Raw genomic sequence first — 11645 nt, 5'->3', positions numbered from 1 at the left:
GCAACCAGTTTCGAAGAAAGGCCACTCAAACGAGTGGCCTTTTTCGTTTCCGCCTCCCGCACCCCGCCCGGCCTCGAAAACAGGCACTCCCTCGGCGCACGCACCATTCTGGTGATCACCCCGCCCGCCCACGCCCAGCCAAATCCCGTCCACACTGGTGGTATCAGACTGTCCGGCATTCGGCCCGCTTATTGCTTTGCTCGCATAAATACCTGACTGAATAGTCAAATAAATTATCCAGGGCGGCGCCCGCCAGCGAGCGCAACGCCCCCGTGCGGAGCAGAATGAGTGATAACAGCGAAAACCCTGCGCCTTGTCCGGCGAGCCGGGCAAGAAGGAGCGACGGCATGATCCGCTTCCTTCTCAACCAGCGCCTTTGCGAAGAGCGCGACCTGGACCCCAACCTCACGGTGCTCGACTACCTGCGCCGGGTCCAGGGCCGCAGCGGTACCAAGGAAGGCTGCGCCTCCGGCGATTGCGGCGCCTGCACCGTGGTGCTGGCCGAACTGGCGGGCGAGCAGTTGCGCTACCGGGCGATCAACGCCTGCCTGACCTTCGTCGCCAGCCTGCACGGCAAACAGCTGATCAGCGTGGAGGACCTCAAGCAGCAGGGCCGCCTGCACCCGGTGCAACAGGCCATAGCCGACTGCCATGGCTCGCAGTGCGGTTTCTGCACCCCCGGCTTCGTCATGTCGCTGTTCGCCCTGCACAAGGGCGTGCAGCAGTACGACCCGCACGCCACCCACCAGGCGCTGGCCGGCAACCTGTGTCGCTGCACCGGCTACCGGCCGATCCTCGCCGCCGCCGAACAGGCCTGCGGCCAGCGTCAGGCGGACAGCTTCGACGCCCATGCCGCCGAGACCATCGCCCAGTTGCAGGCCATCGCCCGCACCCCGGCCGAGAGTCTCGCCGGCAACGGCCACCGCTGCCTGCTGCCGAGCAACCTGGACGAGCTGGCCAGCCAATTCGCCGCCCACCCCGAGGCCCGTCTGGTGGCCGGCGGCACCGACCTGGCGCTGGAGATCACCCAGCTGCACCGCGAGTTGCCGCTGCTGATCCACCTTGGCCAGGTCGAGGCACTCAAGCGCATCGCCGTGCTGCCCGAGCGCCTGGAGATCGGTGCCGGCGTCGCCCTCAGCGACTGCCATGCCCTGCTCGCTGCCGAGTACCCGGACTTCGGCGACCTGCTGGAGCGCTTCGCCTCCCTGCAGATCCGCAACCAGGGCACCCTCGGCGGCAATATCGGCAACGCCTCGCCAATCGGCGACGCCCCGCCGCTGCTGCTCGCCCTCGGCGCGCAACTGCTCCTGCGCCAGGGCGCCCAGCAGCGCAGCCTGCCTCTGGAAGACTTCTTCCTCGACTACAAGGTGACCGCGCGCCAGCCCGGCGAATTCATCGAGCAGGTGATAGTGCCGCGCCCCGTCGCCGGCCAGCAGTTCCGCGCCTACAAGGTCAGCAAACGCCTGGACGACGACATCTCCGCCGTCTGCGCGGCCTTCAGCCTGCAGCTGGACAACGGCGTGCTCGGCGAGGTGCGCATCGCCTTCGGCGGCATGGCCGCCATTCCCAAGCGCGCCACGGCCTGCGAGCAGGCGCTGGGTGGCCGGCCGTTCGACACGGCGACGGTGGAAGCCGCCTGCGCCGCCCTGGCCCAGGACTTCACCCCGCTCAGCGACTTTCGCGCCAGCCGCGACTACCGCCTGCTGGTGGCGCAGAACCTGTTGCGCCGCTGCCACCTGGAACTGACCCAACCGCACATCGCCACCCGGGTGACCGACCATGCATAAGCCCGAACTGAACCAGCAGCAACTGGCCGAGCTGTTCCGCCAGGGCCTCGCCACCGGTGTGGGCAAGCCGCTCAAGCACGAGAGCGCGGACAAGCACGTCAGCGGCGAGGCGCTCTACATCGACGACCGCCTGGAGTTCCCCAACCAGCTGCACGTCTACGCCCTGCGCAGCGAGCGCGCCCACGCGCGGATCACCCGCATCGACACCACAGCGTGCCAATCCATGCCCGGCGTGGCCCTGGTCATCACCCACGAAGACGTGCCGGGCCAGCTGGATATCGGCCCGCTGCTGCCGGGCGACCCGCTGCTGGCCGATGGCCTGGTGCAGTTCGTCGGCCAACCGATCCTCGCCGTCGCTGCCGACAGCCTGGACAACGCCCGCCGCGCCGCCCAGGCCGCCATCGTCGAATACCAGGACCTGGAACCGCTGCTCGATGTGGTAGAGGCCATGCGCAACCGGAAGTACGTGGTGGACAGCCACCAGCAGCGCCGCGGCGATGCGCCCGCCGCCCTGGCCAGCGCGCCGCATCGCCTGCAGGGCCGACTGCATATCGGCGGCCAGGAACACTTCTACCTGGAAACCCAGGTGTCCTCGGTGATGCCCGGCGAAGACGGCGCCATGCTGGTGTACTGCTCCACGCAGAACCCCACCGAGGTGCAGAAACTGGTGGCCGAGGTGCTCGGCATCCCCATGCACAAGGTGGTGGTCGACATGCGCCGCATGGGCGGCGGCTTCGGCGGCAAGGAGACCCAGTCCGCCGGCCCGGCCTGCCTGTGTGCTGTGGTCGCCCACCTCACCGGGCGCCCGGCGAAGATGCGCCTGCCGCGCTTCGAAGACATGCAGATGACCGGCAAGCGCCACCCCTTCTATGTCGAGTACGACGTCGGCTTCGCTGACGACGGCCGCCTGCTCGCCACCCACATGGAGCTGGCCGGCAACTGCGGCTACTCGCCGGACCTGTCGCGCTCGATCGTCGACCGCGCCATGTTCCACGCCGACAACGCCTACTTCCTCGGCGCCGCGCTGATCAACGGCCACTGCTGCAAGACCAACACCGCCTCCAACACCGCCTTCCGCGGCTTCGGCGGACCGCAGGGCATGCTGCCCATCGAGGAGGTGATGGAGCGCATCGCCCGCCACCTCGGCCTCGACCCGCTGGAGGTGCGCAAGCGCAACTACTACGGCCAGAGCGAGCGCAACGTCACCCATTACGGCCAGACCGTGGAGCACAACCTGCTCGCCGAGATGACCGCCGAGCTGGAAGCCAGCAGCGACTACCACGCCCGCCGCGCGGCGATCCGTGCGTTCAACGCCACCAGTCCGGTGCTGAAGAAGGGCCTGGCGCTGACCCCGGTGAAGTTCGGCATCAGCTTCACCGCCAGCTTCCTCAACCAGGCCGGCGCGCTGATCCACGTCTACAGCGATGGCAGCATCCACCTCAACCACGGCGGCACCGAGATGGGCCAGGGCCTCAACACCAAGGTGGCGCAGGTGGTGGCCGAAGTGTTCCAGGTCGATATCGGGCGCATCCAGATCACCGCCAGCAACACCGACAAGGTGCCCAACACCTCGCCCACCGCCGCCAGCAGCGGCAGCGACCTCAACGGCAAGGCCGCGCAGAACGCCGCCGAGATCATCAAGGCGCGCCTGGTCGAATTCGCCGCCCGGCACTTCGGCGTGGCCGAGAGCGAAGTCGAATTTCGCAACAACCAGGTGCGCGTCGGCGAGCAGCTGCTGCCGTTCGCCGAGCTGGCGCGGCTGGCCTGGATCGGCCAGGTGTCGCTGTCCTCCACCGGCTACTACCGCACGCCGAAGATCCACTACGACCGCGCCAGCGGCCAGGGCCACCCGTTCTACTACTTCGCCTACGGCGTGGCCTGCGTCGAGGCGCTGGTCGACAGCCTGACCGGCGAATACAAGCTGCTGCGCACGGACATCCTGCATGACGTCGGCGCCTCGCTGAACCCGGCCATCGACATCGGCCAGGTCGAGGGCGGCTTTCTCCAGGGCGTCGGCTGGCTGACCTGCGAGGAGCTGGTATGGGACGCCCAGGGCCGCCTGCTGACCAGCAGCCCGGCCAGCTACAAGATTCCCACGGTGGCCGACATGCCGGCCGACCTGCGGATCAAGCTGGTGGAGAAGCGCCAGAACCCGGAAGACACGGTGTTCCACTCCAAGGCCGTCGGCGAGCCGCCGTTCATGCTCGGCATCGCCGCCTGGTGCGCGATCAAGGACGCCGTGGCGAGCATCGCCGACTACCGCGTGCAACCAGATATCGACGCCCCCGCCACCCCGGAACGGGTGCTGTGGGGCGTGCAGCAGATGAAAGCAGCCGTGCGGGCGCCAAAGGAGCAGCCATGCTGACCGTAGGAGCGGCTTCAGCCGCGAAGCCCTGCAGCGGCCTGATTCGCGGCTGAAGCCGCTCCTTCGAAAGCAGTGCCACCAGCCATGAAGAACCGCACGACTCCGACGGAGGCGAAAGACAATGAACAACTGGCTCGAAGCCCTGGCCGACCTGCAGCAGCAGGATCAGCCCTGCGTGCTGGTCACCGTGATCGAGGAGCGCGGCTCCACCCCGCGCAATGCCGGGGCGAAGATGGTGGTTGCCAGCGAACGCAGCCACGACACCATCGGCGGCGGCCACCTGGAATACAAGGCCCTGCAGATCGCCCGCGAAATGCTCGAAGCAGGTGCCCAGCAGCCGCGCCTGGAACGCTTCGCCCTCGGCGCCAGCCTCGGCCAGTGCTGCGGCGGCGCCACCGTGCTGCTGTTCGAACCCATCGGCCGCGCCCAGGCGCGCATCGCCTTGTTCGGCGCCGGGCATGTCGGCCGCGCCCTGGTACCGCTGCTCGCCAGCCTGCCGTGCAAGGTGCGCTGGATCGACTCCCGCGAAGCCGAGTTTCCCGACCCGCTGCCGCGCGGGGTGGAACGCATCCTCAGCGACGAGCCCGTCGACGAGGTGGCCGAGCAACCGGCCGGCAGTTACTTCATCGTCATGACCCACAACCACCAGCTCGACCTGGAACTGGCGGCCGCAATCCTCGCCCGCAACGACTTCACCTGGTTCGGCCTGATCGGCTCGAAGAGCAAGCGCGCGCGCTTCGAACACCGCCTGCGCGAGCGCGGCCTGGCCGGCGAGCTGGTGCAACGCATGCGCTGCCCCATGGGCCTGAGCGAGGTCAAAGGCAAACTGCCGATGGAGATTGCCGTGTCCATCGCCGGCGAAGTGATCGCCACCTACAACGCCAACTTCGGCAGCCAGTCGGCCAAGGGCAGCTCGCCCCTGGCACGGTTGCTGCCAGACTCACGCCGTGCCTGATTTTTGTGGGAGCGGCTTCAGCCGCGATGCTGGTGTGTGGCCTGCATCGCGGCTGAAGCCGCTCCCACGCAAGCAACCTCTGTACGCCACCCGAGCATTTGCGGAATACCCATGAGCCAGATCCAAGCCTTTCGCGCCGCCCTGCTGCACAGCCTGGCCGACCCCGCCGAAGTGGGTAACGCCCACAGCCACCAATACTTCGCCGACGGCCTGCTGTTGGTGCAGGACGGCAAGGTCCTGCGCGCCGGCCCGGCCACCGAGCTGCTGGCCCAGCTGCCCGCCGAGGTGGAGGTGCAGCACTTCCCCGATAGCCTGCTCTGCCCCGGCTTCATCGACACGCATATCCACTACCCGCAGACCGGCATGATCGGCGCCTATGGCGAAGACCTGCTGCACTGGCTGAATACCTACACCTTCCCGGTGGAGTCGCGCTTCGCCGATCCGGCCCATGCCGCCGAGGTCGCCGAGCTGTTCATCCAGGAGTTGCTGCGCAACGGCACCACCACCGCACTGGTGTTCGGCACCGTGCATCCGCAGTCGGTGGATGCCCTGTTCGGCGCCGCCGAGCAACGCGACCTGCGCCTGATTGCCGGCAAGGTGCTGATGGACCGCAACGCCCCGGATTACCTGCTCGACACCCCGCAAAGCGGCTACGCCGAGAGCAAGGCGTTGATCGAGCGCTGGCACGGCAAGGGCCGCCTGCACTACGCGGTGACCCCGCGCTTCGCCCCCACCAGCAGCCCCGCGCAGCTCGACCAGGCCGCCCGCCTGCTGCGCGAATACCCGGATCTGTACCTGCACACCCACCTGGCGGAAAACCTGCGCGAGATCGACTGGGTGCAGGCGCTATTCCCCGAGCGCACCAGCTACCTGGATGTCTACGACCACCACCGGTTGCTCGGCGCCCGCGCGGTGTTCGCCCATGGCATCCACCTGTGCGACGGCGATTGCCAGCGCCTGGCCGAAACCGGTTCGGCGCTGGCGTTCTGCCCCACCTCCAACCTGTTCCTCGGCAGCGGCCTGTTCGACCTGGAGAAGATGGAGCGCCACGGCGTGCGCGTCGGCCTGGGCACCGATGTCGGTGGCGGCACCAGCTTCTCCCAGCTGCGCACCCTCAGCGAGGCGTACAAGGTCGGCCAGCTGCGCGGCCACCAGACCCACCCGTTCAAGCTGCTGCACCTGGCCACCCTGGGCGGCGCCAGGGCGCTGTATCTGGATGACCGGCTGGGCAACTTCCTGCCGGGCAAGGACGCCGATTTCGTCGTCCTCGACCGCAAGGCCACACCGCTGCTCGACTACCGCCTGCGCCAGGCCGGCAGCCTGGAAGAGAGCCTGTTCGCCCTGATCACCCTCGGCGACGACCGGGTGATTCGCGCCACCTACGCCGCCGGGCGCTGCGTGCACCAGCGCGAAGCAAGCTGACCCTTCGATCAACCTGGCCGGCACCAAAGCGGCTCAGCTGCCGCGATAGGTCGAGTAGCTGTAGGGCGAAACCAGCAGCGGCACATGGTAGTGCTGCGTGCTGTCGGCCACGCCAAAACGCAGCACGATGACATCGAGGAAAGCCGGTTCGGGCACTGCCACACCGAGGGCCCGGTAGTAGTCGCCCACGGCGAACTGCAACTGGTAGGTGCCGGCGCTGAACGCCGCGCCTTCCAGCAAAGGCGCCGCGCAGCGCCCGTCGGCGTTGGTCTGCGTGCGGCCGAGCAGTTGCAGCTGCGCGTCATCCACGCGGTACAGCTCGATGGCGATGGCACTGCCCGGGCGACCGTGGGCGGCATCCAGTACGTGGGTGGTCAAACGGCCCATAACATTCTCCTGTCGCTGGCCCGGCGCTGCCCGTGCAGGCCGGCTGCTGATCGGCTTCTATACTTGACCAATCGGGCAAGTTTTTTGCAAGACCCTTGCCAGCGCCGGCAACGGCAGCGCCACCCTGCTTTTCATAAACCACACTGTACCCATAACACAGCAGAGGAAGCCCGACTTGGCCACCGACTACCCTCGCGACCTGATCGGCTATGCCGGCACGCCGCCCCACCCGCAGTGGCCGGGCGACGCGCATATCGCCCTGTCCTTCGTGCTCAACTACGAGGAAGGCGGCGAGCGCTGCATCCTGCATGGCGATGGCGAATCGGAAACCTTCCTCTCCGAGATGGTCGCCGCCCAGCCGCTGCCCGGCGCGCGCCACATGAGCATGGAGTCGCTGTATGAATACGGTAGCCGCGCCGGCGTCTGGCGTCTGCTCAGGCTGTTCCGCGCAGAGAGCATCCCGCTGACCATCTTCGCCGTGGCCATGGCCGCCCAGCGCCACCCCGAGGCGATCCGCGCGATGGTCGCCGATGGCCACGAGATCTGCAGCCACGGCCTGCGCTGGATCAACTACCAAGACATGCCCGAAGCCGAGGAACGCGCGCACATGGCCGAAGCCATCCGCATCCTCACCGCGCTTACCGGCCAGCGCCCGCTGGGCTGGTACACCGGGCGCACCGGGCCGAACACCCGGCGCCTGGTGATGGAGGAAGGCGGCTTCCTCTACGACAGCGACACCTACGACGACGACCTGCCCTACTGGGAAAAACACACCCCGCACGGCCAGCCGCACCTGGTGATCCCCTACACCCTGGACACCAACGACATGCGCTTCACCCAGGCGCAGGGCTTCAACAGCGGCGACGACTTCTTCACCTATCTCAAGGATGCCTTCGACGTGCTCTACGCCGAGGGCCAGGCCGGCGCGCCGAAAATGCTCTCAATCGGCATGCACTGCCGCCTGCTCGGCCGCCCGGCGCGCCTCGCCGCCCTGCAGCGCTTCATTGCCTACGTGAAAGACCACGAGCGCGTGTGGTGTGCCCGCCGCGTCGACATCGCCCGTCACTGGCACGCCGTGCACCCCTGCCCGCCGCAGGTGCAGCCATGAGCCGCTTCCACAGCCTGACCCCGTCGAGCCTGTCACGCGCAGCCTTCATCGCCGCCTTCGCCGACATCTACGAACACTCGCCCTGGGTCGCCGAACGCACCTACGACCAGGGCGAGCCGGCCAGCTTCGACGAGATCGACAGCCTGCATGCGCAAATGGCCCGCGTGCTGCTGGCCGCCAGCCGCGATGAACAATTGGCGCTGATCAACGCCCACCCGGACCTGGCCGGCAAGGCCGCCATCCGTGGCGAGCTGACCGCCGCCTCCAGCGCCGAACAGGCCGGCGCCGGCATCCAGGACTGCAGCCCCGAGGAGTTCGCCCGCTTCACCGCGCTCAACGCGGCGTACAAGGCGCGCTTCGGCTTCCCCTTCATCAAGGCGGTCAAGGGCAGCAACCGCCAGCAGATCCTCGCCGCCTTCGAACAACGCCTCCACCACAGCCCGGAACAGGAATTCGCCACCGCCCTGGCGGAAATCAACCGGATCGCCCTGTTCCGCCTGCAAGCCCTCTGACTGGATACCGACCCGTGAAGACCCATGCCGCCCCCTTCGAGAAATACCTCAACCTGGCCGATGCCCGCCTCGGCACCCGCGCCCTGTCCGTCAGCGACGACTGGTTCGCCCCGGTCGAACGCATGCTGCAACCCACCCCGGCGGTGTGGAAGGAAGGCCTGTACGACGACAACGGCAAGTGGATGGACGGCTGGGAGTCCCGGCGCAAGCGCTTCGAGGGTCATGACCATGCCGTGCTGCGCCTGGGCGTACCTGGCTCGATCAAGGGCGTGGACATCGACACCCGCTTCTTCACCGGCAACTACCCGCCATCGGCCTCGCTGGAAGCCTGCTTCATCGACGGCGGCGGCGATCCGGACGACGCCACCCTGTGGAGTGAAGTGCTGCCCGCCGTGGCCCTGCAAGGCAACAGCCAGCACCTGCACGCCATCGATGACGACCGACCGTGGACCCACCTGCGCCTGAACATCTACCCGGACGGCGGCGTGGCGCGCCTGCGCGTGTACGGCATCCCCTACCGCGACTGGTCGGCCGCCGGCACCGACAGCCTCGACCTGGCCGCCGCCCTCAACGGTGGCCGCGCCCTGGCCTGCTCCGACGAGCACTACGGCAGCATGAGCAACATCCTCAACCCCGGCCGCGCCGAGAACATGGGCGGCGGCTGGGAAACCGCACGGCGGCGCACGCCCGGCTTCGACTGGGTGATCGTGCAACTCGGCCACCCCGGCGTGATCGAGGAAGTGCTGGTCGACACCCTGCACTACAAGGGCAACTACCCGGACAGCTGCTCGCTGCAGGCGGCCTACGTGAAGGGCGGCACCGATGCGCAGATCGAGACCCAGAGCCTGTTCTGGCGCGAGCTGCTGCCCAGCCAGAAGCTGCAGATGGACTGCGAGCAGCGCTTCAGTGCGCTCAACGAACTGGGCCCGGTGACCCATGTACGCCTGAACATCTTCCCGGACGGTGGCGTCAGCCGCCTGCGCCTGTTCGGCAAGCCGGCCAGATAACCCCGCAGGAGCCTGCCTGAACCTGTAGGAGCCAGCTTGCTGGCGATCGACCGCCCACTCACTGCGTCATGCAACCCGGATCGCCAGCAAGCTGGCTCCTACACAGAACCGCCGAGAGTTTCACCCATGCGCACACTGACCATCGAACCGCTGACCGCCCAGGCCTTCGCCCCCTTCGGCGAGGTGATCGAGGCCGAGGGCCGCGAGTTCTTCCTGATCAACAACGGCTCGACCCGGCGCTACCACCGCCAGGCCGAGGTACAGACCAGCGGCGCCGACGACAGGGCGATCATCAGCCTGTTCCACGCCACGGCGCTGCCGATGCCGCTGACCATCGCCATGCTCGAACGCCATCCGCTGGGCAGCCAGGCGTTCATGCCACTCAACGGCCAGCCGTTCCTCATCGTCGTCGCCGCGCCCACCGAGCAGCTGCACGGCGACCAGCTGCGCGCCTTCCTCAGCAACGGCCGCCAGGGCGTCAACTACCGCAAGGGCGTGTGGCACCACCCGGTGCTGTGCCTGGCCGCCGAGGATGACTTTCTGGTGATCGACCGCGCCGGCCCCGGCGCCAACTGCGACGAACACTTCTTCCCCGAGGCCGAGCAGTGGCTGCTCGACCCGGCATCCATCCACAGGGGATAACACCTTGGCTGCACACCTGCTCGAATGGCTCAACCTGGTGGTGCGCTGGTCGCACATGATCTTCGGCATCGCCTGGATCGGCGCCTCGTTCTACTTCGTCTGGCTGGAGAACCACCTGGACCGGCGCGCCCCGCGCGACGGCCTGGCCGGCGACCTGTGGGCGATCCACGGCGGCGGCATCTACCACCTGGAAAAGTACAAGCTGGCCCCACCGCGGATGCCGGAGAAACTCCACTGGTTCAAGTGGGAGGCCTACAGCACCTGGCTGTCCGGCGTGGCCCTGCTGACCCTGGTGTTCTACCTCGAGCCGAGCCTGTACCTGCTGGCCCCCGGCAGCGACCTGGCGCCGTGGCTGGCCGTCGCCATCGGCCTCGGCTCGCTGGCCCTCGGCTGGCTGACCTATGACTGGCTGTGCGACTCGCCCCTGGGGCGCCAACCGCTGCTGCTCGGCATCGTCCTGTTCGGCCTGCTGGTCGCCGCCGCCTGGGGCTACAGCGCGGTATTCAGCGGCCGTGGCGCCTACCTGCATGTGGGTGCGCTGATCGGCACCATCATGGTCGGCAACGTGTTCCGCACCATCATGCCGGCGCAGCGCGCCCTGGTCACCGCCATCGCCGCCGGCCGCACCCCCGACCCGGCGCTTCCGGCCAAGGGCCTGCTGCGTTCGCGGCACAACAACTACTTCACCCTGCCGGTGCTGTTCATCATGATCAGCAGCCACTTCCCCAGCACCTACGGCAGCGCCTGGAACTGGCTGATCCTGGCCGCCATCGCCGCCCTGTCGATCGGCGTGCGGCACTACTTCAACACCCGCCACCTCAGCCAGCAGTTCGCCTGGACCCTGCCGGCAGCCGCCCTGGGCATGCTCTGCCTGGCCTTCGTCAGCGCCCCGCGGCATGAGTCCGGCGCCGCCAATGCGCCGGTCGAGTTCAGCCAGGTGCAACTGGTGATCGCCCAGCGCTGCGCCAGCTGCCACGCGGCCAAGCCGAGCAGCCCGCTGTTCGCCAGCGCGCCGGCCGGGGTGATGTTCGACAGCGCCGCGCAGATCCGCCAGCAGGCTGCGCGGATCAAGGCCCAGGCGGTGGACAGCCGGATCATGCCCCTGGGCAACCTGACCCAGATGACCGAAGCCGAACGCGCCCTGCTCGGCCGCTGGATTTCCGAACAGGCGCAGCCCATCGCGCCGTAGACGCGCCCTGCTCTTGTAGGAGCGGCTTCAGCCGCGAAAAACCGGCAACACCGAGCAGTCTGGGTTCGCGGCTAAAGCCGCTCCCACGGGGTTGCGCGCCGGCTCACTGGCCCAGCGCAGAAACGTCACGCTCTTGTAGGAGCGGCTTCAGCCGCGAAAGCCGGCAACACCGAGCGGCCAAGGTTCGCGGCTAAAGCCGCTCCTACGGGGTTGCGAGCCGGCTCACTGGCCCAGCGCAGAAACGTCACGCTCTTGTAGGAGCGGCTTCAGC

Annotated in this window: 11 protein-coding genes; 10 read left to right on the top strand and 1 reads right to left on the bottom strand. The window is 68.0% G+C overall.

Annotation, left to right across the window (positions count from 1 at the left end; translation table 11 throughout):
* The 5 genes from F3I16_RS21105 to guaD form a co-directional block, all read left to right on the top strand.
* Positions 1-216: hypothetical protein (locus F3I16_RS21105; RefSeq protein ID WP_218573306.1), on the top strand; the 216-nt coding region annotated here is incomplete at its 5' end.
* 131 nt (positions 217-347) lie between these two features.
* Positions 348-1787, top strand: coding sequence for a xanthine dehydrogenase small subunit (xdhA, locus tag F3I16_RS17540; RefSeq protein WP_160494848.1), 1440 nt, complete (start codon positions 348-350; stop codon positions 1785-1787).
* Positions 1780-4152 carry a xanthine dehydrogenase molybdopterin binding subunit gene (gene xdhB / locus F3I16_RS17535; RefSeq protein WP_160494847.1) on the top strand — a complete coding sequence of 791 codons (2373 nt, stop codon included), beginning with the start codon at positions 1780-1782 and terminating at the stop codon, positions 4150-4152. Before xdhA ends, xdhB begins: the two co-directional genes overlap by 8 nt.
* Positions 4153-4273: 121 nt before the next feature.
* Entirely contained in the window at positions 4274-5107 is an 834-nt protein-coding gene (gene xdhC, locus F3I16_RS17530; RefSeq protein ID WP_160494846.1) for a xanthine dehydrogenase accessory protein XdhC, read from the top strand.
* 111 nt (positions 5108-5218) lie between these two features.
* The gene (guaD, locus tag F3I16_RS17525) at positions 5219-6529 is read left to right on the top strand and encodes a guanine deaminase (RefSeq protein WP_160494845.1); all 1311 of its coding nucleotides are present in this window, start codon (positions 5219-5221) and stop codon (positions 6527-6529) included.
* Between the two features lie 33 nt (positions 6530-6562).
* Here the strand turns inward: guaD and uraH are convergent, their stop codons facing one another.
* On the bottom strand, positions 6563-6916 hold the full coding sequence (gene uraH / locus F3I16_RS17520) for a hydroxyisourate hydrolase (protein ID WP_160494844.1): 354 nt from the start codon (positions 6914-6916) through the stop codon (positions 6563-6565).
* A gap of 175 nt (positions 6917-7091) precedes the next feature.
* Between uraH and puuE the strand changes: the two genes are divergently transcribed.
* The 5 genes from puuE (at position 7092) to F3I16_RS17495 (ending at position 11374) form a co-directional block, all read left to right on the top strand.
* The gene (gene puuE, locus F3I16_RS17515) at positions 7092-8024 is read left to right on the top strand and encodes an allantoinase PuuE (protein ID WP_160494843.1); all 933 of its coding nucleotides are present in this window, start codon (positions 7092-7094) and stop codon (positions 8022-8024) included.
* The gene (gene uraD, locus F3I16_RS17510; RefSeq protein ID WP_160494842.1) at positions 8021-8536 is read left to right on the top strand and encodes a 2-oxo-4-hydroxy-4-carboxy-5-ureidoimidazoline decarboxylase; all 516 of its coding nucleotides are present in this window, start codon (positions 8021-8023) and stop codon (positions 8534-8536) included. The genes puuE and uraD overlap by 4 nt, the downstream gene beginning before the upstream one ends.
* Positions 8537-8550: 14 nt before the next feature.
* On the top strand, positions 8551-9543 hold the full coding sequence (gene alc / locus F3I16_RS17505; protein ID WP_160494841.1) for an allantoicase: 993 nt from the start codon (positions 8551-8553) through the stop codon (positions 9541-9543).
* A gap of 126 nt (positions 9544-9669) precedes the next feature.
* Positions 9670-10185, top strand: a complete 516-nt coding sequence (locus tag F3I16_RS17500) for an ureidoglycolate lyase (RefSeq protein ID WP_160494840.1) — start codon at positions 9670-9672, stop codon at positions 10183-10185.
* Between the two features lie 4 nt (positions 10186-10189).
* Positions 10190-11374: a urate hydroxylase PuuD gene (locus F3I16_RS17495; protein ID WP_160494839.1), complete on the top strand. Its 1185-nt coding sequence runs from the start codon at positions 10190-10192 to the stop codon at positions 11372-11374.
* The last annotated feature ends 271 nt before the right edge of the window (positions 11375-11645 follow it).

Origin of the sequence: Pseudomonas sp. L-22-4S-12 (assembly GCF_009799935.1) — a bacterium.
Lineage (GTDB): Bacteria > Pseudomonadota > Gammaproteobacteria > Pseudomonadales > Pseudomonadaceae > Aquipseudomonas.
The sequence above is the reverse complement of the archived record's forward strand: the minus strand, read 5'-3'. Positions and strand labels throughout refer to the sequence as shown.

Excerpts from the sequence above, each read along its gene's own strand:
- F3I16_RS17500 (WP_160494840.1), top strand. The coding sequence starts at position 9,670 with ATGCGCACACTGACCATCGAACCGCTGACCGCCCAGGCCTTCGCCCCC.
- guaD (WP_160494845.1), top strand. The coding sequence starts at position 5,219 with ATGAGCCAGATCCAAGCCTTTCGCGCCGCCCTGCTGCACAGCCTGGCC.
- xdhB (WP_160494847.1), top strand. The coding sequence starts at position 1,780 with ATGCATAAGCCCGAACTGAACCAGCAGCAACTGGCCGAGCTGTTCCGC.
- xdhC (WP_160494846.1), top strand. The coding sequence starts at position 4,274 with ATGAACAACTGGCTCGAAGCCCTGGCCGACCTGCAGCAGCAGGATCAG.
- uraH (WP_160494844.1), bottom strand. The coding sequence starts at position 6,916 with ATGGGCCGTTTGACCACCCACGTACTGGATGCCGCCCACGGTCGCCCG.
- uraD (WP_160494842.1), top strand. The coding sequence starts at position 8,021 with ATGAGCCGCTTCCACAGCCTGACCCCGTCGAGCCTGTCACGCGCAGCC.
- xdhA (WP_160494848.1), top strand. The coding sequence starts at position 348 with ATGATCCGCTTCCTTCTCAACCAGCGCCTTTGCGAAGAGCGCGACCTG.